Raw genomic sequence first — 20,580 nt, forward strand, 5'->3', positions numbered from 1 at the left:
TTCGGCCCGGCCGCCGGATGGACGTACGGGAACGGCCGTCGCCTCGATCGGGTGCATGATCTGGATTACCGGCCCGCGTCCATCAGCGACCCGGCCGCCGGCGGACTGGATTTCGGCTACAGCTACGATCCGGTCGGCAATCTCACGGCGCTGCACACCGCCGACCTGGCCGAGCCGCCGCGGGCCAGCTTCGACTACGACCCGCTCGGCCGACTCACCGCCTTCCGCGACGGCGCCGCCAGCACGGCCATTGAGAGCTACGGCTACGACGTCACCGGCAACCGCACCAGCTTCACCAATGCCGGCGGCAGCCAGGCCTACAGCTATCCGACCGACAGCCACCGGCTCGCCGCCGTGGCCGGCGTGGCCCGCAGCTACGACAACGCCGGCAATACCCTGGCCATCGGCACGGCCAGGGAGTTCGTCTACAACGCCGCAAACCGCATGAGCCAGGCGAAGCAGGGCGGCGCGGTGGCGATGCACTACGTCTACAACGGCAAGGGCGAGCAAGTGCGCAGGCACCTGGGCTCCAGCGACACGACCACGGTCTTCGACGAGGCCGGACGCTGGCTCGGCGACTACGACGCTGCGGGTAACCCGCTGCAGCAGGCGATCTGGTTGGACGACTACCCGGTCGGCCTGCTAGTCGGCGCCTCAGGAATCAATCGCCTCCACTACGTCCAGCCCGATCACCTCGGCACGCCGCGTGCGGTGATCGATCCGGTGCGTAGCGTGGCCGTATGGAACTGGGACTTGGCCAGCGAGGCTTTCGGCAACAGCCCGCCGAATGAAGATCCGGATGCCGACGGCACTGGGTTCGTGTTCGATATGCGCTTCCCGGGGCAGCGGTACGATGCGGCGAGCGCGCTCAGCCAGAACTATTTTCGGGACTACGAGCCAGAAACGGGCCGGTACTCGCAGAGCGATCCGATTGGCTTTCAAGGCGGTATAGCAACGTACGGTTACGCTTACAGTAATTCTCTCTTGTGGCAAGACGCCCGGGGATTGAGCCCCATTACATGTTCAAATATCGAAGCGCATGTAGGCGTAGGGAGCACAGGCACGATCCAATGTGATGGAAGAGGTGGGTACGAGATCGTCAATTGCGCCAGCCCATGCATGAGAAGTTGCACCCAAGCTCACGAGCAGCAACACATAAGTGACTATGTTGCTCGTTATGGGTCAAGATCGTGTGCGAACCGTCGTAGGGGTAGCCTGCCAGACGATGAGAGGGTGGCGCCAAGAGATATGGCTCACTACGATCATTTCAGAGACATGAGCGAATGCAGGGCATATGGTTTGGGCCTCCAATGCGCAAAGAACATTCTCGACTCTTCTTGCGAATGCAAAGAAGAAGCCGAGCAGGTAATTCGCTCTGCTGAAAGGGAACGGAGGGAATTGTCGTGCAGCATGTACGGCTTTTAGTGATGACAATGTTGGTCGGATGCGGCACTGTCGGCGCCGATTCAGGGGGCGAAGTTGCCCGTGAGTTTTGTGAAAGCGTGGAAATCTCGGAACTCCCCATATCTGCCGAGAGACTGCACTCTAGGATTTCGGATCTAACCGGGTACGAGGAAGGCTATAGAATCCGACGGATCTGCGTAGCCGATGGGGAGTACCTGATTCGAATCATTCCTCCAGAAGATCGGCGCCATGGAATATTTACCGTCCTTCTGGTGATGAATGATTCGGGAGAAATCAGTGTTGTGCCTTCGGAGTGACCGAGCGTCCTTGAGGTACGTCGATCGTTGCAGAGAGTGGATATGGCAAGGCGCCTGACGTCGATAGCGACATCGTTGCTGCTGCTCTCGGCCGGCGTTGCTTGCAAGTCGAAGGACATCGACCCCGCCAGCGGGGTTTCCGTGCACGAAGCCTGGTATGCCGCGGCGGAAAAGGCCGAAGCCAGGAGCGATCGGCTCAAGCGCTGCACCAGCGCTCCGAATCCGCCGGGGCTCGAATGGTCCCGTTCGATCGTCCGCGCGTTGTGCGGCGACAACCGCACCCTGGTGATCGAGGCCGAGGAGCTGCGCGATCGCATCGAGCGTGCCGACTGGAGCGGGCTCCATTCGCTGTACGCGGGATACCTGCGGCGCCATCATTCGGGCGCCGATCCGGAGCGGCTGCTGTACCGAGCGTTTCGCACGGCCGGCTGGTCCGGGCCCGAGGAACTCGATGAGTACAGCAGGCGCTGGTCGGAGGCCGCTCCCGACGATCCGTATGCGTCGACTCTGCGCGCCAAGGTCCTGATGGAGCAGGCCTGGGCGATTCGGGGCGAGCGACCCGCGAGGGAGATCCCCAGGGAGCGCCTGGACGCCGTACGCCGATTGGCCGGGGAAAGCAGCGCGCTGGCCGAGCGCGCGATTCTGGCCGAGCCCGGGCTGCTTCCGGCCCACATGGAGTTGTTGCGCGCCCTTGCACTGAGCGGCGGGAGGGGGCGTTCGGCGGAGGTGCTGGCCAAGGCGGTGGACGTCTCGCCGTCCAACTACTACGTGCGCCAGACCGCCATCCACTTTCTCTCCCCGAACTGGGGTGGGAGCATGGAGCGGATCGACGCGGTGATTCGCGACGCGCAGGCGTACGGCGAGCGCAATCCGAGACTCGCGCTGCTGAAGGTCGAGCGCGATTCGTATGAAGGCGCACAGCTCAGCCACCGCCGGCAGTTCGGTCCGGCGCTCGACGCCTATCGTCGCGCGTTGGCCGGCGGCCCGGAGTACTCGACCATCGAGTCTGCGGCCTGGGTGGCGGACATGGCCGGTCGCCACGCGGAAGCGGCGATGCTGGGGAGCCAGCTGCTGCGGTTCGCGGGAAACACGGCGGAGCGCCTGGCCAGCCGCGCGTATTCCTGGGAAAAGATGGACGAATGGCAGCGGGCGCTTCGCGACTACGCGGGCGCGGCGCAGCGGGATCCCGGGAATGCCGCGCACCCGTACCGGATGGCGTCCATTCACCACCGGCGCCAGAATTTCGATCTGGCCGAACAGCAGTATCTGAGAACCCTGGAACTGGACCCCGAGCATACCGAGGCTCTCAGGGGCGTCTGCCGGATGTGGGTCCATCTCACCCTGGAGCCGGGAATGGCCGAGCCGTACGCGGCGCGGCTGACCCGCCTGCTTCCCGAAGACCCGGATGCCTGGCTGCTGCTCGCCAACGTCCAGCACAGCCTGAAGCGCCCCGAAGTGCACGCGACCGCGCGCAGGTTCCTCGAACTCGCTCCGGCGGATGATCCGGAGTTCCGCGATCCGATCGCCAACATCATGCGGTTTCTAGGCGAGGAGTAGCCTGGCCTGCCCGTTCTCGTGTGCAATGATCGGACCTGTTCCGTCGTGCGAGCGCGTCCATGGCCCTCTCAACCCTGCTGTCCGAACCCGTTCTGCTGCTCGATGCCGCTCGGGCCCGGCATAACCTCGAGCGCATGGCGGAGCGCGCTGCCGCCGCGGGGGTGCGCCTGCGCCCGCATTTCAAGACGCACCAAAGCCATGAGGTCGGGCGCTGGTTCCGCGAGGTCGGGGTCGAGGAGATCACGGTGTCGTCGCTGGCGATGGCGGAGTACTTCGCGGAGGACGGCTGGCGCGACATCACGCTGGCGTTCCCGTTCCATCCGGGGATGCGCGAGCGGGTCGAGGCGCTGGCGGCGCGGGTCGCCTTCGGCATCGTGTTGGCGGACGCGCAGGCGCTCGACGGCGTGCGGTTCTCCGCGCCGGTGGATGCCTGGCTGAAGATCGACGTGGGGACCCACCGTACCGGGCTCGATCCGGACGATGCAGATGGATTGCGGGCGCTGGCCGCCTCGGTGGCCGGGCGTGGCGATGTCCGCCTGCGCGGGCTGCTCGCCCATGCCGGCCACAGCTACGCGGCGCGCGGCGTTCGCGAGATCGCTGCGGTGCACGAGCAGACGCTGTCGCTGCTCGGGCGGCTGCGCGACGAGCTGGCCGGCTGCGGGCCGCTTGAGATCTCGGTCGGCGACACGCCGACCTGCTCGATCGCCGAGGCCTTTCCCGGCGCGGGCGAGATCCGGCCGGGCAACTTCGTGTTCTACGACCTGATGCAGTGGCAGATCGGCGCCTGCGGGGTGGAGGACATCGCCGTGGCGATGGCCTGCCCGGTGGTGGCGCGGCATCCCGGCCGCGGGGAGCTGGTGGTGCACGGCGGGGCGGTGCATTTCTCGAAGGACGCGATGGAGTTCGAAGGCGAGCGGATCTTCGGGCTGGCGGTCGAGCGGACTTCCGATGGCTGGGGCGAGCTGCGGCCGGACGTGCGCCTGGTCAGGCTGTCGCAGGAACACGGAATCGTCGCCGCGCCGGCCGACGTCGTCGTGCGCACGCGTCCGGGCGACAGCTTGCTGTTCCTGCCGGTGCATTCCTGCCTGACCGCGGATGCGATGGGGCGGTACCGGACGCTTGCGGGGGAGACGCTGGGGATGATGGGTAGAGGCGCTGGAGGCGGATAGGTCGGGTCTCGACTTCCGTCGCTCCCACGGGGAGTGGGGTGCATCGCGATTCGGTGCGCTTCATTTGAACGGCTGTGCCGCGGCATCCATCGGTTCCCATTGGGTGGGTGCTTCGCGACTTCGGCCCGGTCGACCATCTCGATCAGGACTTGCGCAGCCGCGCCTCGACCTTCTGCGCGAGTGACTTCGCGTCGTACGGGGCGTGCACCTTGATGTCGTTGTCGAAGTAGCAGTACACGTCGCGCGGGCGGCGTGGGACCGCGCCGTCGACGACGCGCCGCGCGCCCTGCGGCTGGGTGCCGCGGGCCCAGGCGGCGATGCGCCGCGCCCAGTCGTCGAGGGCGTCGTCGCCATAGCCGCTGGCGTAGAGCTCCTTGTCGCCGTGCAGGCGCAGGTACATGAAGTCTGCAGTGACGTCCTCGAGCAGCGGCCATTTTCCGGCGGTGTCGGCCACCACCAGGGCCACGTTGTGCGCGCGCAGCAGTTCGATGAAGCCGCGGTCGCGGAAGCTTTCGTGGCGCACTTCCATCGCGTGCCGCAGCGGCCGCTCGTGGTCGATCGAGAGCGCGCTGCGGCCGCGCATGCGTGCGGTTTCGCGGCGCCGGGCCAGGCGCAGGGCGGCGCCGGTGTCTTGCGGGAGCGACTGCAGGAAGACGCGCATCCGTTCCTCCTCGTAGCGGAAGTTCGGCGGCAGCTGCCACAGCAGCGGGCCCAGCTTCGGGCCCAGTGCCAGCAGCCCCGAAGCGAGGAAGTTGGCCAGCGCCTGGTCCGCGTCGCGCAGGCGCCGGAGGTGGGTGATGAAGCGGTTGCCCTTGACTGCGAAGACGAAATCGTCCGGCGTCTCCTCGTGCCACAGCCGGAAGCTGTCCGGTCGCTGCAGGGAGTAGAAGGTGCCGTTGATCTCGATGGTCGGGAAGCTGCAGGCGGCGTATTCGAGCTCGCGCCGCTGCGCCAGGCCCTTCGGATAGAACTTGCCGCGCCAAGGCGCATAGCGCCAGCCGGAGATGCCGATGCGGACGGTGCCGGGGGCCGAGTCGGTCCTTTCGGTCTTGCTCATGTTCGTTGCTGGGAGGATCCGTCGAATGCCGGCCGGAATCGGCTCCACGCTCGCGGTGCTCGGCGGGCAGCGACCGGTTCCTGCGGCCGGGTGGCGTGCGGCGCCGCCCCCGGGTGCGGCGGAAAAGGGGTGCCCCGGTAACTCGGAGAGCGACGCTGCCAGGGCGATCAGGGTGGTTGCCGGAGCGGCAAGCGCCCGTGAAACCAGCGCGTGCCTGTGGTCCACCCCGGCGGCGCTGCGCCCGGGCGCGCGGCAGGATCTTCCGGTGACGGCGCGGTGATGGCCGGCACATTCGTCGGCGTCGGTCTTCGCGCGCTTGGCGCGCTCCTACGAGGACAGCGCCGTTCTCGCATCGCGGCGGCCCGGCAGGCACGGGGTCGCGCGGGGCGGGATGGGGCATGGGGGCTGCAATGCTCCGTTCCCCGGGGGTTGATGCCGTTTTTACCGCCGCGGTGCACAATGGCGGTCTTCATCCCCCGGAACGGAGACCGCAATGGCCCACACCCTTCCCGACCTGCCGTACGCATACGACGCGCTCGAGCCGCATATCGACGCGCAGACGATGGAAATCCACCACACCAAGCACCACCAGACCTACATCAACAACCTCAACGACGCGATCAAGGACACCGACTACGCGGACACGCCGATCGAGCAGCTGATCGCCGACATCGACGCGCTTCCGGAGAAGCTGCGCAAGCCGGTGCGCAACAACGGCGGCGGCCACGCCAACCACTCGCTGTTCTGGACGGTGATGTCCACCGACGGCGGCGGCAAGCCGGGCGGCGAGGTGGCCAAGCGCATCGAGAGCGACCTGGGCGGCTTCGACGCCTTCAAGGAAGCCTTCGCCACCGCGGCCAAGGGCCGGTTCGGCAGCGGCTGGGCCTGGCTGGTGGTCGGCAAGGACGGCAAGGTGGCGGTGGAGGACACCGGCAACCAGGACAGCCCGCTGATGAAGGGCATCGGTTCCGGCAACACCCCGATCCTGGGGCTGGACGTCTGGGAGCACGCCTATTACCTGAAGTACCAGAACCGCCGTCCGGACTACATTTCGGCGTTCTTCAACGTGATCGACTGGAACGAGGTGGAGCGCCGCTACCGCGCCGCGGTGGGCTGAGCCCGCGCTGCCAGTGTTTCGACGAAAGCCGGGCTCGCCCCGGCTTTCTTCTTGTCGCATCCCGATTTCGGAGCCGCAGTTGCTCGCTTGCAGGGCGAGCTGCGGTCGCGATGCGGCAGGAGGCTTCGGTGGAATCGGCGGTGGCACGGGGGTGCCGGCAGCGGCGCCGGCTTTCGCGTGGATGGCACGCTCCTACGGGGCACGTCCGACCGATGGATGCCGCGGGATTTACGGATCCCGTAGGAGCGACCCATGGTCGCGAAGGCCGCGTGCGGCTCCGGCCGCGTTGGCGGTGATTCCGGGTGTGGCCCACCACGCCGGCTTTCGCGTGGATGGCACGCTCCTACGGGGCACGGCTGCCGATGGCCGGGCGGGCGGAGTCCTGGACTTGCGCCGCCGTTTGCCGCCGCGCGAAGATGCCGGCGGTTCCCTACTGACTGACGAGACATGGAAATCGCGAACCGGCGGGTCGGCACCATCCACTTCACCCTCAAGGACGAGGACGGGCGGCAGATCGCCAGTACCCGCGGCCGCGAGCCGCTGGTCTACATCCACGGCACCGGCAGCATCGTACGCGGGCTGGAGGAGGCGCTGGAGGGGCGCAGCGCCGGCGACCGCTTCGAAGTGACCGTCCCGCCGGAGGCCGGCTTCGGCCCGCGCCATCCGGAACTCGTGCAGACCCTGCCGCGGGACGTCTATACCGGCACCGGGCAGCCGGAAGCCGGCGGCAGGCTGGAGGCGCAGACCGCCCGCGGTCCGCTGGAGGTCGTGATCACCGCGGTAGAGGGCGACACCATCACCGTCGACGGCAACAACCCGCTCGCCGGGCGGCCGTTCGTGGCCGAGGTGGAGGTGATGGACGTCCGCCTGGCCAGCCCGGAAGAACTGCAGTTCGGCCTCGGCTGAGCGGAGCGGATCGTGGACGCCCTGGTCGCGCTGGGCAATTCCTGGGCGGCGCTGCCGGCACCTGCGGCGATGGCCGCCGGGTTCGGTTTCTTCACCGCGATCTACGTGCTGTTCTGCGGCGGCAACTGGCTGCTGACGCGCCGGGTGCTGCCGGCGCTCGGGCTGGGCGGCCGCATCGACCCGCGGCCGCTGCGGCCGCGGCAGCTGCGCGGGGAAATCTCGCTGTCGGCGCTGTCTCTGCTGGTGTTCGGCATCGGCAGCGTGCTGCCGTGGTGGCTCGTGCAGCTGGGCTGGGCGCGGCTGGCGCAGGACCCGGGCGCGCTGCGGATCGCCGCCGAGATCGCGGTGCTCGTGGTCTGGAACGACGTGCACTTCTACGCCAACCACCGGCTGCTCCACACCCGGCCCCTGCGCCGCTATCACCAGCACCACCACCGCTCGCTGGTGACCACGCCGTTCGCCACCTACAGCTTCCACCCGCTGGAGGCGGTGCTGCTGGGCAACGTGATCCTGCTGCCGATGCTGCTGCACGACTTCAGCTTCGCCGCGCTGCTGGCGCTGCCGGTGGCGAGCCTGCTGCTCAACAACCTCGGCCATTCCAACTACGACTATGCGCCCGGGGTCGGCCACGACCACTGGCTGGCGGCGAGTCGCCGCCATCACCTGCATCACGCCTGCTACCACGGCAACTACGGCTTCCTGTTCAATTTCATGGACCGCTGGTTCGGCACGCGGCTTCCGGACGACGCCGCCGACGCTCAGCTTGCGTCCGCGCGCCGGGCCGCAGGCCCCTGACCCGGCAGGGTCCGAGCCGGACCCCGGGTGGCCGATGAACGTGGTCTTTCCATGGCCTCTCGCCCGTGTGCTTCGACCGCCCCCCCCGCGACCTTCCGTACGGCCCACCGGCAGGGCTGCGCCCCCCGGGGGCCCGAGCGCCGCTTTGCAGGTCGCGGGAATGCGGGCCGGGGACAGCGCGCGCACCCGGCGGCGTCACGGACGAGCCGCTAGAATGCCCCCATGCCCGTCGATCCCACCCCGCTCGCCAGCCAGCTGCTGATCGCGCTGCCGGCCCTGTCCGACCCCAATTTCGCCCGCTCGGTGGCGCTGATCTGCCAGCACGACGAGGACGGCGCCATGGGCGTGGTCGTCAATCGCGCCTCGGAATACACCCTGGGCGAGGTGTTCGAGCAGATGGACATCGAGACCGGCGACGAACTGCTGCGCGGCCAGGCGGTGCTGGCCGGCGGGCCGGTGCATCCCGAACGCGGCTTCGTCATCCACGACGGCGACCGCGCCTGGGACTCGAGCCTGGAGATCGCCGACGGGCTCTACGTGACGACCTCGCGCGATGTGCTCGAGGCCATCGCCCGCGGCGATGGCCCGTCGCGCGCCGCGGTCGCGCTGGGCTGTGCCGGCTGGGGTGCGGGGCAGCTCGAGCACGAGTTGACCGAGAACAGCTGGCTCACCGTGCCCGCGGACTCCGAACTGCTGTTCGCGGTGCCGCTGGAGGCGCGCTGGCAGACCGCCGCGGGCCGCATCGGCGTGGACCTGCAGCGCATGGCGGACTACTCGGGCCACGCATGACCGCCGCCGCCATCACCGTCGATGGCACCGTGCTCGGGTTCGACGTCGGCGCGCGGCGCATCGGCGTGGCGGTGGGCAGCAGCTTCGGCCACGGCGCGCGCGCGCTGGCGGTGGTCGACGTCCACGACCGCGAGCCGGATTGGCCCAGCATCGACCGCCTGCAGCAGGAATGGCGTCCCGACGGCCTGGTGGTGGGCGATCCGCTCACCCTCGACGACGGCGACCAGCCGGCGCGCCGGCGCGCGCACGCGTTCGCCCGCGAGCTGCGTGCGCGCTACCGCCTGCCGGTGGTGCTGGTGGACGAGCGCGCCAGCTCGATCGAGGCGGCGCAGCGCTTCGCCGTGGACCGCGCCGAGGGCCGCCGCCGCCGCCGCGACGCCGCCGCGCTCGATGCGGTGGCGGCGGCGGTCATCGTCGAGCGCTACCTCGCGGCGCCGGAGGATGCCAGCCCGGTGGCATAGAATCCCGCGCCAGGCGAGCGGCCGGGGTTATTCGCCGACAGCGCCATCCCAACCCTTCCACCCAAAGGCGTCATCCCGCGCATGTTTCCGCAAACCGATTCCCACGGGCGCCTGCGCCACCTGCTGACGCTCGAGGGCCTGCCGCGCGCCACCCTGGTGCGCCTGCTCGACCGCGCCCAGGAGATCACCGACGGCCAGGCCGACGACCGCGCACTGGCGGGCCGCGCGGTCTGCACGCTGTTCTTCGAGCCCTCCACGCGCACGCGCATGAGCTTCCAGCGCGCCGCGCAACGGCTCGGCGCGGACGTGCTGGGGTTCGACGCGTCGACGTCCTCGACCACCAAGGGCGAGAGCGGCCGCGACACCCTGAAGACCATCGAGGCGATGGGCGTGGACGCGTTCGTGGTGCGCCACGACGAGGACGGCGCGGTGGCGGCGCTCGCCGCGGCGGCGGCGCCGGGCACCGCCCTGGTCAACGCCGGCGACGGCCGCCATGCGCACCCCACCCAGGGGCTGCTCGACATGCTGACCCTGCGCCAGGCGCGCGGCGACGACCTGGCCGGGTTGCGGATCCTGATCGTCGGGGACGTGCGCCATTCGCGGGTGGCGCGCTCGGCGCTGCATGCGCTGCGCACGCTCGGGGTCGGCGCCGGCGGCGGCTCGGAGATCCGGGTCTGCGGTCCGCAGGCGCTGCTGCCCGACGACGACACCCTGGCCGGATGCACGGTCGGGCACGATTTCGACGCCGCGCTGGAAGGGGTCGATGCGGTGATGATGCTGCGCCTGCAGCGCGAGCGCATGGCCGAGGGCCTGGTGCCCTCGCTGCAGGCCTACCATGCCGCCTACGGGCTCACCGCGGCGCGCCTGCGCCGGGCGGCGCCGGACGCCGCGGTGCTGCACCCGGGGCCGATCAACCGTGGCGTGGAGATCGACGACGAGGTCGCCGACGGTCCGCAGTCGATGATCCTGCGCCAGGTGGCCAACGGCGTGGCGGTGCGGATGGCGGTGCTGGAGATGCTGCTGGCCTAGCGAGTTGGAGCGTGCCGCCAACACGCGGCGAACGCCGGCTGCGTGTCCGTCGAAGATTCGCGGGCCTTCGCGGCCATGGGCCGCTCCTACAGGCATCGCCGCAACCGCGCGTTCGCCCTCGTAGGAGCGTGCCATGCACGCGAAAGCCGGCGTCGGCGGCAGCGCCCGGCATCGCCGCCATCCCTGCCGAAGGCTGTCCGCGGATGTCGGCATTCTCGGCGGGCAGGGCACGCGTTGGGCGCTAGCGACGCTGGGCGAACAGCCACTCCCACAACTCCGGAGTGGCGTAGGCCGGATCCCAGCTGTTGTGGTTGGCGTCGGGGAACTCGGTGTAGCGGACGTCCGCGGCCCCGGCGGCCTCCAGCGCGGCGGCCATGCGCCGCGACTGCTGCGGCGGTACCAGGTCGTCCTTGGCGCCGTGGAAGATCCACACCGGCGTGTCGCGCAGGCGCTGCGCCGCGGCGGCGAACGCATCCGGTGCGCCCGCCACCGACGCCACCCGCAGGCCCGGCCGGTGCGCCGGCGCCTCGAGTCCGCCGCACACCGGCACCAGCGCCGCGAAGCGCCCGGGGCGCGCCAGGGCCAGCTCCCAGGTGCCGTATCCGCCCATCGACAGGCCGGTGAGATAGGTGCGCTGCGGGTCGCCGCCGAACTCGCGCATCGCGGCGTCCAGTGTCGCCTCGGCCAGCGCGAGGTTGTCGCTCCACTCGCTCTCCGCCGGCGCCTGCGGGAACACCACGATCGCCGGGAAGTCGCGCGCGCGGCTCTGCACGTGGGGGCCGAGGCCGACGCGGGTCGGCAGTTCCCCGTCGCTGCCGCGCTCGCCCGAGCCGTGCAGGAACAGAACGATGGGTCGCAGCGCGCCGCCCCGGACGCCCGCGGGCACGAACACGCGATAGGCATGCCGCTGGCCGTGCACCTCTATCTCGCGCTCCACGATCCGTCCCGTATCAGCCGGCGTGATGGCGGCACAGGCGCCCAGCAGCAGGAGCGCGAGCGCGGCCAGCGCGATGCGGAGACGTTGCGGGGCGGGGTCGCGGAAGGCTCGGGTCATGGGGGTTCACCATCGTTCGTTCGATCCGGAGACGACGACCGCGATCGCGTGCAGCGCGAACATCAGCCAGAAGATCCAACGATACCCCGCTTGCCGGCCTTGCGGCGCAGTCGGCGCTGCGTGGCGGACGCGCCGGGCCGGCTGCCGGGACCGGTTCGCGTACATGGAGGCGCGCTTCGCGCATCGTTCCCGCCCGTCCGCGGAGCCGGGAGCAGCGGAGCAAGCTCCGCTCTACGAGGGTGGACGGCCACCACCGCGGCCACCGGAGCCGGGTAGAGCCGAGCTTGCTCCGCTACGCGGTCTCCAGCGGGCCGTGACCGTCAGCGCAGCAGGATCACGGTGGCCAGGCCCAGGAAGCTGAAGAAGCCGATCACGTCGGTGACCGCGGTCACCACCACCGTGCCGGCCACCGCCGGGTCGATGCGCATGCGCCGCAGCAGCAGCGGCACCAGCACGCCGGCCAGCGCCGCGCAACTGAAGTTGATCACCAGCGCCGCGCCGATCACCAGCGACAGCACCCAGTCGTGGAACCAGGCCAGGGCGACGGCGCCGACCAGCGCGCCAATCAGCAGGCCGTTGATCAGCGCCACCCGCAGCTCCTTCCACAGCAGGATGCCGGCGTTGCTGGGGCCCACCTGGCCCAGCGCCAGGCCGCGCACCATCAGCGTCAGCACCTGCACCGCGGCGTTGCCGCCGATCCCGGCGACGATCGGCATCAGCACCGCCAGCGCCACGATCTGCTCGATCGTCGCCTCGAAGCGTCCGATCACGAACGCCGCCATGAACGCGGTCAGCAGGTTGACGCCCAGCCACACCACGCGGCCGCGCACCGCGCGGCGGATCGGCGAGAACAGATCCTCGTCCTCGTCCAGGCCGGCGGCGCCCAGCGCCTGGTGCTCGGCCTGCTCGCGGATGATGTCGACCACGTCGTCGATGGTGATGCGGCCGCGCAGCACGTTGCCGTCGTCGACCACAGGCGCCGACACCCAGTCGTGGTCGGAGAACTGACGCGCGACTTCCTGGGCCGACTCGCTGACGTGCAGCGCGGTGAGCGAATCGTCGATCAGCTGGTTGATCGGGGTGCCGGTATCGCGGGTCACGAGGTCCTGCAGCGCTACCCAGCCCATCAGCTGGTGGCGGCGATTGACCACGTAAAGATGATCGGTGTGCTCGGGCAACTCTCCGCGCAGGCGCAGGAAGCGCAGCACCACGTCGACGGTGGTGTCGGCGCGCACTGTCACCACGTCGGGGTTCATCAGGCGGCCGGCGGTGTCCTCCTCGTAGGACAGCGCCTGTTCCAGGCGCTCGCGGTTGTCGCGGTCCATCGACTTGAGGATCTCGTCGATCACCGTGTCCGGCAGATCCTCGACCAGGTCGGCGAGGTCGTCGATGTCGAGATCCTCGACCGCCGCGACCAGCTCGTCCGGGTCCATGTCGGCGATCAGGCCCTCGCGGACCTCGTCGCCGACGTGGACCAGCACCTCGCCGTCGTCCTCCGGGTCCACCAGCCCCCACACCACCATGCGCTTGTCGTGCGGCAGCGACTCCAGCAGGTTGCCGATCTCGGCGGGGGAGAGGGTATTGACCAGGCGCCGCACCGGGCCGAGACGGCCGCTGTCCAGCGCATCGGAGAGCAGACGCAGCTGGCGCGCGGTCTTGTCGTGGCGGGCGGCTTCGGCCATGCGGCTCTTCCGTTGGCGCGTCGTGCCCCCAGAGGCGCGACAGGATCAGGCGTTCATGCGTGCATTATCGCCGCTGCCCCCGGATCTGCCCACCCTGCCGCCGCGTGCGCTCGTCCCCCGTAGAGCGGAGCTTGCTCCGCTGCTCCCGGCTCCGGCGCCCGTGCAGCCGAGCAAGCTCGGCTCTACGTGTGGCGGGGGGATGTCGCCCGGCCGCTGCCCTGCACCTGCGTAGAGCGGAGCTCGCTCCGCTGCTCCCGGCTCCGGAGCCCGTGCAGCCGAGCAAGCTCGGCTCTACGTGTGGCGGGTGGTGTCGCCCGGCCGCTGCCCTGCACCTGCGTAGAGCGGAGCTCGCTCCGCTGCTCCCGGCTCCGGCGCCCGCGTAGCCGAGCAAGCTCGGCTCTACGTGCGGGTGGGGCGTCAGGCGCTGGGCCGCGCCGCCTCGAGCCAGCGTTCGACGCCGGCGCGGTCGCGCGCGCGCATCAGCGCGGGCGTCCGCGCGCGCAGGTGGACCAGGTCGAGGCCGCGGATCGCCCGCCGCACCTCGAGCAGGGTCGCCGGATGCAGGCTCAGTTCGCCCAGCCCCAGCGCCAGCAGCAGCGGGGTGAAGACGGGGTCGCCGGCCATTTCGCCGCAGACCGCCACCGGCTTGCGCCGCGCCCTGGCGGTGCGCACCACGTCGCGCAGCAGGCGCAGCACCGCGGGATGCAGCGGATCGTAGAGCGTGTCCAGCGCCTCGTTGTTGCGGTCCGCCGCCAGCAGGTATTGGACCAGGTCGTTGGTGCCGACGGAGACGAAGTCGACGTCGCTGATGAAACCGGGCAGCGCGATCGCCGCCGCGGGAACCTCGATCATCGCCCCGAGTGGGACGTGCCCGGCGATCTCGTGGCCCTCGCTGCGCAGGTCCCGGGCGACCTGCCGCACCAGTGCGGCCACCTCGAGGACCTCGCCGCGATGGGTGATCATCGGCACCAGGATCCGTACCGGGCCGTAGCCGGAGGCGCGCAGGATCGCCCGCAGCTGGCTGACGAACACGTCGCGCCGCGCCAGCGACAGGCGCACGCCGCGACAACCCAGCGCCGGGTTCGGTTCGCTGGGCAGGGTCAGGCCGCTGCGATCGCTCTTGTCGGCGCCCAGGTCGAGGGTGCGGATGGTCACCATCCGGCCGGTCATGCCGAGCACGGCGTCGCGGTAGGCGAGAAACTGTTCCTCCTCGTCCGGCAGGCCCTCGCGCTGCAGGAACAGGAACTCGGTGCGGTACAGGCCGACGCCGGCGGCGCCGAGCGCATGCGCGTCGGCCACGTCCTCGCGCGACTCGGCATTGGCGTAGAGCAGGATGTCGGTGCCGTCGAGGGTGCGCGTGGGTTCCCGGCGCAGCCGGTACAACTGCTTGCGCTCGCGGCGCTCCTCGCGCACCCGCGCCCGGTAGGCGCGCAGGTCGGCCGCCTTCGGCTCGCGCACGAGCTGGCCGCTGGCGCCGTCCACGCAGATCACGTCACCGTCGTTGATCTGCTGCAGCGCTTCGGCGGCCCCGACCACCAGAGGCAGGTGCAGGCTGCGGGCGAGGATCGCGCTGTGCGAGAGCGTGCTGCCGCCGGCGGTGATCACCGCCAGCACGCCCTGCGACTGCAGCTGGGCGAGCTCGGACGGGGCGACGTTGTCGGTGACCAGGATCTCGCCGGCCACCCCCTGCAGTTCCGCTTCGCGGCGGTGGAGGGCCGCGTGCAGTCGCCCGACCACGTGGTCCAGGTCCTCGACGCGGCTGCGGAAATAGGCGTCGTCCAGCCCCTGGAACACCGCGGCCAGGCGGTCGCGCTGCAGCCGCAGCGCGTAATCGGCACTGTAGCGCCCCTTGCGGATCAGCGCGTCCAGGCCCTGCAGCAGCTCGGGGTCGTCGAGCAGCAGCGCGTGCAGGTCTAGGAACTCGCCGATCTCGTGCGCCAGCGCGCCGTGCAGGCGTTCGCGCAGCCCGCGCAGCTCGCCGCGCACCTGGGCGATGGCCTCGTGCAGCCGCTCCAGCTCGGCATCGACGGCATCGGCGGCGATGTGCTCCTCGGAGACCTCCAGCGCATGCGGCAGGCGGACCCGGGCGCGGCCGAGGGCATTGCCCCGCGACGCGCCCTGCCCGGAGAACACCTGGCGCACGGGTCAGGAATCCTCGTCGAATCGTCGCTCGAACAGCGCGACCACCGCTTCCACCGCGGCGGCTTCGTCTTCGCCTTCGACGCGCAGCACCACCGGCGTTCCGGGACCGGCCGCCAGCAGCATCACCCCCATGATGCTCTTGGCATTGACCTCGCGGCCCTTGGCGTTGAGGGTGGCGTTGCAGCGGAACGCCGAGAGCACCTGGACCAGCTTGGCGGTCGCGCGCGCGTGCAGGCCGAGGCGGTTGGAGACCACCAGGTCGCGTTCGATCATTGCCGGTCTCCCGTGGCTCGTCGGTGTCCGCTTGCGGCATCGGCAGCGGCGGGGGCCGGGCCGCGCTCAGGCGTCGTCATGGATCACTCCGTTGCGCGCGCCGGCGGCGGCGACGGCCGGCAGGTCGTCGAGGCCGAGCTCGGCGTAGTTCATCACCCGCAGCAGCATCGGCAGGCTGAGCGCCGAGACCCGGCGCACCGGGGTGCCGAGCCGGGCCAAGCGCGATGCGAGGTTGCTCGGGGTGGCGCCGTACAGATCCGTGAGGATGAGCACACCCTGGCCGTCGTCCACCCGCCGCATCGCCGCGCTCGCCTGCGGCAGCACCGCGTCGGGATCGGCATCGAAGGGCATCTCGAAGGCCTCGGCCTTCAGCGGCAGGTTGCGCAGCATGCCGCGCGCCACCGCCAGCAGGGCGCTGGCGATGCCTTCATGGGTGACGAGCAGGACGCCGACGGACATGCCGACAACTTAGCAGAGCAGGGCGACGGGCAGGAAGCGCCGGGCCGGGACGTACCGTTGCGGGCCGTCCGGGGGGCGGCGGTCAGTCCAGTTCGCGGTGAAAGGTGGCGACGTCGTCCCAGCCGCCGGCGCGGGCGTGCGCCGCCATCTTCTCGGCCAGGTACACCGAGCGGTGGCGGCCGCCGCTGCAGCCGAAGGCGATGGTGACGTAACTGCGGGTGTCCGAGCGCATCCGCGGCAGCCAGTGGTCCAGGAACGCGGCGACCTGTCCGAAGTATTCGGCCACGTCGGGCTGCGCTTCCAGATGGTCGCGCACCGCGGCGTCGCGCCCGGACAGCGGACGCAGCCGCGGCACCCAGTGCGGATTGGGCAGGCCGCGGGTGTCGAACACGAAGTCGGCGTCCCCCGGCACCCCGTGGCGGTAGGCGAACGACTCGAACAGCAGCGACAGGGTGGTGTCGAGCGCGAGGCCCAGCTCGGTGATCACCCTGCGGCGCAGCTGGTGGACGTTGAACTCGCTGGTGTCGATGACGATGTCGGCCAGCGCGCGCAGCGGCTTGAGCACCTGCCGCTCCAGGGCGATGGCATCGGCGAGGGCCAGGCCGGCGTGGCTGAGCGGATGCCGGCGCCGGGTGTCGGCGTAGCGCCTGAGCAGCACCGCGTCCGAGGCCTCGAAGAACACCAGCCTCGGATCGAAGCCGAGCCCCGCGACCGCGGACAGCCACTCCGGGATGTTGGCCAGGTCGCGGTGGCGGTTGCGCACGTCGATGCCGACCGCGAGCTTCTGCGGCGAGCCGTCGCCGGCACCGAGGCTGCGCACGAAGTGCGGCAGCAGGTCCGCGGGCAGGTTGTCGGTGCAGTAGAAGCCCAGGTCCTCGAACGTGTTGAGCGCCACCGATTTGCCGCTGCCGGACATGCCGGTGACGATCAACAGCGTCGGCGCGGGTGTCGGCGCGGCGCTCATGGCGCCCCCCGCTCGAGGAAGTGCGAATGCCGCGCCAGGAACGCCGCCGCCGGGTCGACCCCCTTGGCGCGCAGGATATGGGTACGGGTCGCGGCCTCGGTCAGCACCGCCAGGTTGCGGCCGGGCATCACCGGCAAAGTGATCATCGGCACTTCCAGGTCCAGCACCGGGCGCGAGCCGAGGTCGCCGGTCAGGCGTTCCATGCCGCCGTTGTCGGGCCGCGGCTCGTCGTGGTCGGGCTTGGCCAGGTGCACGATCAGTCGCAGGTACTTGTTGCGCTTGACCGCGGTGTCGCCGAACATCTCGCGGATGTTGAGCACCCCCAGGCCGCGTAGTTCCAGCAGGTCCTGGAGCAGCTCGGGGCAGGTGCCGTCGAGCACGTCGGGGGCGATCTGGGTGAACTCCGGCGCATCGTCCGCCACCAGGCGATGGCCGCGGGTGATGAGCTCGAGCGCGAGCTCGCTCTTGCCCGAGCCGGACTCGCCGGTGATCAGCACGCCGATCGAGTAGATCTCCATGAACACGCCATGCAGGGTGACCCGCGGCGCCAGCGCCCGCGCCAGGTGGTACTGCAGGTGGTTGAGCAGCTCGTGACCGCGGCGCGGGGAGGTCCACAGCGGGATCTCCGAGTCCTCGGCCATCTCGCGCAGGTCCTCGGGGCAGTTCTGGTTCTTGCTGATCACCAGCGCCAGCGGCCGGAACTGCATGATCTTCTCGATCGTCTCCCAGCGCTGGCGCGCGTCCAGCGCATCCAGCCACGCCAGCTCCTCGGTGCCGAGGATCTGCACCTTGTTGGGATAGATGATGTTGAGATAGCCGGCCAGCGACGGCCGCCGGGCGACGGTCTCCACCGCCTCGATCACCCGGGCCTGACCTTGCTGGCCGGCCAGCCAGCGCAGCTCGAGCCGTTCCTGCTGGTGGTCGAACAAGTCCTGCGCGGTGATGCTGGCGTTCATCGCGGCGTCTCCCCCCGGGTGCGGTTCACGCTGCGCGCCGCCAGGCGTCGCCGAGCAGGACGGTGCGCAGCGCATCGACGTCCTCGCAGGCGCGCAGGCGCCCGCGAAAGCCGGGGTCGGCGAAACAGCCGGCAAGGTCCGCCAGGACCTGCAGGTGGTCCTGGGGGTGGTCGTCGGGCACGCGCATCGCGAACACCAGGTCGACCGGCTCGCCATCGCAAGCGTCGAACCCCGCCGGCGCGGACAGTTTCAGGAACGCGGCCGTCGGTGCGCGGCCGCCGCGTACGTGCGGGATCGCCACGCCGTGGCCGATTCCGGTGCTGCACTGCGCCTCGCGGGCGTGCAGCATCGCACCGATCCGCCCGGCATCGGCCGGATCGGTGCCGAGCAGGCGCGCGACGGCATCGAGCACGGCCTCGCGCGAGGCCGGTCCGGCCAGGATCGCGATCCGCTCGGCTGCGAGGAGGTCGGTGCAGGGCATCGCCGGTGCAGGCGGGTTCCGGGAGCGGGCCCGGGCTCAGCCGAAGCTGCCGTCGCGGACCGGGTTCTGGCCGCGATGGTGGTCGACCATGCGGTCCTTGTGCTTGACCAGCAGGCGGTCCAGCTTGTCGGCCAGCAGGTCGATCGCGGCGTACATGTCGACCGCGCTGGCGTCGGCATGCAGGGTACGGCCGGGAAGGGTCACCGTGGCCTCGGCCTTGTGCTGGGGCTTGTCTAGCCCGAGCTGGATGCGCACGTCGAAGGGCCGCTCGAAATGGCGCGACAGCCGCTCCAGCTTGCTGTCGACGTAGTCGCGCAGGGCGGGCGTGACCTCGATCTCATGGCCGTGGGTTTCGGTGCGCATCGGCGATCCTCCTGAATGGGTGGGTGCGGACTGCGTCGCGCGCTGGCCTGACGCGGCGGTCGGGGACAGGGTACCCGAAGGCGGGTGGGGGGCAAACGCGCGGTGCACGGGGTTCGACCGCCGCCGCGGTAGGCAGTTCAACCCAGCCGCACGCGGTCATGGGAGGAGGGGATGTTCATCGCCTCGCGGTACTTGGTCACCGTCCGCCGCGCCACCGCAACCCCGGCCGCCTTCAGCGCCTCGGCCAGGCGCGCGTCGGACAGCGGCTTGCGCGGGTTCTCGCCGTCCACCAGGCCGCGGATCATCTGCTGGATGGCGGTGCTGGAGGCCTGGCCGCCGCCGTCGGTGCCCACCCCGGAGGCGAAGAACTGGCGCAGCGGCAGGGTGCCCCGGGGCGTGTGCACGTACTTGCGCGCGATCGCGCGCGAGACGGTGGACTCGTGCATGCCGATCTCGGCGGCGACCTCGCGCAGGGTCAGCGGACGCAGCGCCTGGGGACCGAACTCGAGGAACCCGGACTGCTGCCGTACCAGGCAGCGCACCACCTTGAGCAGGGTCTCGCCGCGGGCCTGCACGTTCTTGAGCAGCCAGCGCGCCTCCTGCAGGCGGCCGCGCAGGTAGCCGGCGTCGGCCTCGCTGGCGTGGCGGATCATGCCCTCGTAGCCGCGGTGGATGGTGAGCCGCGAATGCGGGCCACCGACCAGGGCGACCTTCCACACCCCCTGGTGGCGCTCGATCGCGCAGTCCGGCGCCACGTAGGTATCGCTGGCCACGCCGCCGATCTGCGCGCCGGGGCGCGGGTCGAGCGAGCGCAACAGCTGCAGCGCGGTATCGGCGTGACAGGGCTCGCAGTGCAGCGCCTCGGCCAGGCCCTGGGGGCCGATCCGCGGCAGGTCCTCGATCAGCTCGTCGACGATCCGGCCGGCCAGCTCCCGCCCCGGGGCGTCGGCGGGCAGGGCGTCGAGCTGCAGGCGCAGGCATTCGCGCAGGTCGCGCGCGCCGACGCCGGCCGGGTCCAGCCGCTGGATCTGGCGCAGTACCGCGAGGATCTCGGCGCTGCCGCACTCGATCTCCGGCTGCAGGGTCTCGGCGATGTCGTCGAAGGACGCGCGCAGGTAGCCGTCGTCGTCGATCGCGTCGATCAGCGCCTCGCCGATGCCGCGATCGCGCGGCGACAGGTGGCTCAGGTGCAGCTGCCAGGACAGGTGCTCGCGCAGGCTCTCGATCTGCACCAGCCGCTCGGTGGGGTCGCCGTCCTCGTCGCCGCCGGGGCCGGAGCCCGCGCCGGCACCGCCGTACCAGGACTCGTCCGCCTCCCAGCGCTCGGGCGCCTCGGGCTCGCTGCCGCGCGGTTCATCGCCGGGGCTGGCGCCGTCGTCCTGGCGGGGCGCCTGCAAGGGGGCGTCCTCCTGCCAGTCCAGCAGCGGGTTGCTCTCCACCGCGGTGGCGATCTCGGCTTCCAGCTCCAGCGCCGAGAGCTGCAGCAGGTGCAGGGCCTGGCGCAGCTGCGGGGTCAGGACGAGGTGCTGTCCGAGCGATGTCTGCAGGCGTGGTTTCATCATCCCCAACGACGAACGGCCGGCGGTACCCGGGCAGGACAGCAGT

20 protein-coding genes are annotated in these 20,580 nt (G+C 70.6%); 9 read left to right on the top strand and 11 right to left on the bottom strand.

Annotation, left to right across the window (positions count from 1 at the left end):
- From H0E84_RS13775 to H0E84_RS13785, 3 genes are all read left to right on the top strand, one after another.
- The coding region (locus tag H0E84_RS13775; protein ID WP_180679231.1) for an RHS repeat domain-containing protein at positions 1-1,425 on the top strand (1,425 nt) is incomplete at its 5' end.
- A gap of 371 nt (positions 1,426-1,796) precedes the next feature.
- Positions 1,797-3,278 carry a tetratricopeptide repeat protein gene (locus H0E84_RS13780; protein WP_219339755.1) on the top strand — a complete coding sequence of 494 codons (1,482 nt, stop codon included), beginning with the start codon at positions 1,797-1,799 and terminating at the stop codon, positions 3,276-3,278.
- Between the two features lie 59 nt (positions 3,279-3,337).
- Positions 3,338-4,447 carry an alanine racemase gene (locus H0E84_RS13785; protein WP_180679233.1) on the top strand — a complete coding sequence of 370 codons (1,110 nt, stop codon included), beginning with the start codon at positions 3,338-3,340 and terminating at the stop codon, positions 4,445-4,447.
- A gap of 142 nt (positions 4,448-4,589) precedes the next feature.
- Here H0E84_RS13785 and H0E84_RS13790 read toward each other — a convergent pair whose 3' ends face one another.
- Positions 4,590-5,504, bottom strand: coding sequence for a DUF72 domain-containing protein (locus H0E84_RS13790; RefSeq protein ID WP_180679234.1), 915 nt, complete (start codon positions 5,502-5,504; stop codon positions 4,590-4,592).
- Between the two features lie 493 nt (positions 5,505-5,997).
- Between H0E84_RS13790 and H0E84_RS13795 the strand changes: the two genes are divergently transcribed.
- The 6 genes from H0E84_RS13795 (at position 5,998) to H0E84_RS13820 (ending at position 10,601) form a co-directional block, all read left to right on the top strand.
- Positions 5,998-6,621, top strand: a complete 624-nt coding sequence (locus H0E84_RS13795; protein ID WP_180679235.1) for a superoxide dismutase — start codon at positions 5,998-6,000, stop codon at positions 6,619-6,621.
- A gap of 447 nt (positions 6,622-7,068) precedes the next feature.
- A complete protein-coding gene (locus H0E84_RS13800; RefSeq protein ID WP_180679236.1) occupies positions 7,069-7,527 on the top strand; it encodes an FKBP-type peptidyl-prolyl cis-trans isomerase in 459 nt (152 codons plus the stop codon).
- Between the two features lie 12 nt (positions 7,528-7,539).
- Positions 7,540-8,322: a sterol desaturase family protein gene (locus tag H0E84_RS13805; RefSeq protein WP_219339756.1), complete on the top strand. Its 783-nt coding sequence runs from the start codon at positions 7,540-7,542 to the stop codon at positions 8,320-8,322.
- Between the two features lie 222 nt (positions 8,323-8,544).
- Positions 8,545-9,111: a YqgE/AlgH family protein gene (locus H0E84_RS13810; RefSeq protein WP_180679237.1), complete on the top strand. Its 567-nt coding sequence runs from the start codon at positions 8,545-8,547 to the stop codon at positions 9,109-9,111.
- Positions 9,108-9,572, top strand: a complete 465-nt coding sequence (ruvX, locus tag H0E84_RS13815; protein WP_180679238.1) for a Holliday junction resolvase RuvX — start codon at positions 9,108-9,110, stop codon at positions 9,570-9,572. Before H0E84_RS13810 ends, ruvX begins: the two co-directional genes overlap by 4 nt.
- Before the next feature lie 81 nt (positions 9,573-9,653).
- Positions 9,654-10,601, top strand: a complete 948-nt coding sequence (locus H0E84_RS13820) for an aspartate carbamoyltransferase catalytic subunit (RefSeq protein ID WP_180679239.1) — start codon at positions 9,654-9,656, stop codon at positions 10,599-10,601.
- A 241-nt stretch (positions 10,602-10,842) separates the two neighbouring features.
- On the opposite strand, the gene H0E84_RS13825 is transcribed toward H0E84_RS13820, so the two are convergent.
- The 10 genes from H0E84_RS13825 to H0E84_RS13870 form a co-directional block, all read right to left on the bottom strand.
- On the bottom strand, positions 10,843-11,655 hold the full coding sequence (locus H0E84_RS13825; protein WP_180679240.1) for a carboxylesterase family protein: 813 nt from the start codon (positions 11,653-11,655) through the stop codon (positions 10,843-10,845).
- 320 nt (positions 11,656-11,975) lie between these two features.
- Positions 11,976-13,337 carry a magnesium transporter gene (gene mgtE / locus H0E84_RS13830; protein ID WP_180679241.1) on the bottom strand — a complete coding sequence of 454 codons (1,362 nt, stop codon included), beginning with the start codon at positions 13,335-13,337 and terminating at the stop codon, positions 11,976-11,978.
- A 417-nt stretch (positions 13,338-13,754) separates the two neighbouring features.
- A complete protein-coding gene (gene ptsP / locus H0E84_RS13835; RefSeq protein ID WP_180679242.1) occupies positions 13,755-15,479 on the bottom strand; it encodes a phosphoenolpyruvate--protein phosphotransferase in 1,725 nt (574 codons plus the stop codon).
- Between the two features lie 3 nt (positions 15,480-15,482).
- Positions 15,483-15,752: an HPr family phosphocarrier protein gene (locus H0E84_RS13840; protein WP_180679243.1), complete on the bottom strand. Its 270-nt coding sequence runs from the start codon at positions 15,750-15,752 to the stop codon at positions 15,483-15,485.
- A 66-nt stretch (positions 15,753-15,818) separates the two neighbouring features.
- Positions 15,819-16,211 (bottom strand): PTS sugar transporter subunit IIA, encoded by a 393-nt coding sequence (locus tag H0E84_RS13845; RefSeq protein ID WP_180679244.1) that lies wholly within the window; start codon positions 16,209-16,211, stop codon positions 15,819-15,821.
- Between the two features lie 82 nt (positions 16,212-16,293).
- On the bottom strand, positions 16,294-17,175 hold the full coding sequence (gene rapZ, locus H0E84_RS13850; protein WP_180679245.1) for an RNase adapter RapZ: 882 nt from the start codon (positions 17,173-17,175) through the stop codon (positions 16,294-16,296).
- A complete protein-coding gene (hprK, locus tag H0E84_RS13855; RefSeq protein ID WP_180679246.1) occupies positions 17,172-18,131 on the bottom strand; it encodes an HPr(Ser) kinase/phosphatase in 960 nt (319 codons plus the stop codon). Before hprK ends, rapZ begins: the two co-directional genes overlap by 4 nt.
- A 25-nt stretch (positions 18,132-18,156) precedes the next feature.
- A complete protein-coding gene (locus H0E84_RS13860; RefSeq protein ID WP_180679247.1) occupies positions 18,157-18,612 on the bottom strand; it encodes a PTS sugar transporter subunit IIA in 456 nt (151 codons plus the stop codon).
- 36 nt (positions 18,613-18,648) lie between these two features.
- Positions 18,649-18,975 (bottom strand): ribosome hibernation-promoting factor, HPF/YfiA family, encoded by a 327-nt coding sequence (gene hpf, locus H0E84_RS13865; RefSeq protein WP_180679248.1) that lies wholly within the window; start codon positions 18,973-18,975, stop codon positions 18,649-18,651.
- Between the two features lie 137 nt (positions 18,976-19,112).
- Entirely contained in the window at positions 19,113-20,534 is a 1,422-nt protein-coding gene (locus H0E84_RS13870) for an RNA polymerase factor sigma-54 (RefSeq protein WP_180679281.1), read from the bottom strand.
- Positions 20,535-20,580: the final 46 nt, after the last annotated feature.

The sequence above is a fragment of the Luteimonas salinisoli genome (assembly GCF_013425525.1).
GTDB classification, from domain to species: domain Bacteria; phylum Pseudomonadota; class Gammaproteobacteria; order Xanthomonadales; family Xanthomonadaceae; genus Luteimonas; species Luteimonas salinisoli.

Bases quoted from the DNA above. Each gene is read 5' to 3' on its own strand.
- H0E84_RS13785 (WP_180679233.1), top strand. From the start codon at position 3,338: ATGGCCCTCTCAACCCTGCTGTCCGAACCCGTTCTGCTGCTCGATGCC.
- H0E84_RS13790 (WP_180679234.1), bottom strand. From the start codon at position 5,504: ATGAGCAAGACCGAAAGGACCGACTCGGCCCCCGGCACCGTCCGCATC.
- H0E84_RS13795 (WP_180679235.1), top strand. From the start codon at position 5,998: ATGGCCCACACCCTTCCCGACCTGCCGTACGCATACGACGCGCTCGAG.
- H0E84_RS13800 (WP_180679236.1), top strand. From the start codon at position 7,069: ATGGAAATCGCGAACCGGCGGGTCGGCACCATCCACTTCACCCTCAAG.
- H0E84_RS13810 (WP_180679237.1), top strand. From the start codon at position 8,545: ATGCCCGTCGATCCCACCCCGCTCGCCAGCCAGCTGCTGATCGCGCTG.
- ruvX (WP_180679238.1), top strand. From the start codon at position 9,108: ATGACCGCCGCCGCCATCACCGTCGATGGCACCGTGCTCGGGTTCGAC.
- H0E84_RS13820 (WP_180679239.1), top strand. From the start codon at position 9,654: ATGTTTCCGCAAACCGATTCCCACGGGCGCCTGCGCCACCTGCTGACG.
- H0E84_RS13825 (WP_180679240.1), bottom strand. From the start codon at position 11,655: ATGACCCGAGCCTTCCGCGACCCCGCCCCGCAACGTCTCCGCATCGCG.
- mgtE (WP_180679241.1), bottom strand. From the start codon at position 13,337: ATGGCCGAAGCCGCCCGCCACGACAAGACCGCGCGCCAGCTGCGTCTG.
- H0E84_RS13840 (WP_180679243.1), bottom strand. From the start codon at position 15,752: ATGATCGAACGCGACCTGGTGGTCTCCAACCGCCTCGGCCTGCACGCG.
- H0E84_RS13845 (WP_180679244.1), bottom strand. From the start codon at position 16,211: ATGTCCGTCGGCGTCCTGCTCGTCACCCATGAAGGCATCGCCAGCGCC.
- rapZ (WP_180679245.1), bottom strand. From the start codon at position 17,175: ATGAGCGCCGCGCCGACACCCGCGCCGACGCTGTTGATCGTCACCGGC.
- hprK (WP_180679246.1), bottom strand. From the start codon at position 18,131: ATGAACGCCAGCATCACCGCGCAGGACTTGTTCGACCACCAGCAGGAA.
- H0E84_RS13860 (WP_180679247.1), bottom strand. From the start codon at position 18,612: ATGCCCTGCACCGACCTCCTCGCAGCCGAGCGGATCGCGATCCTGGCC.
- hpf (WP_180679248.1), bottom strand. From the start codon at position 18,975: ATGCGCACCGAAACCCACGGCCATGAGATCGAGGTCACGCCCGCCCTG.
- H0E84_RS13870 (WP_180679281.1), bottom strand. From the start codon at position 20,534: ATGAAACCACGCCTGCAGACATCGCTCGGACAGCACCTCGTCCTGACC.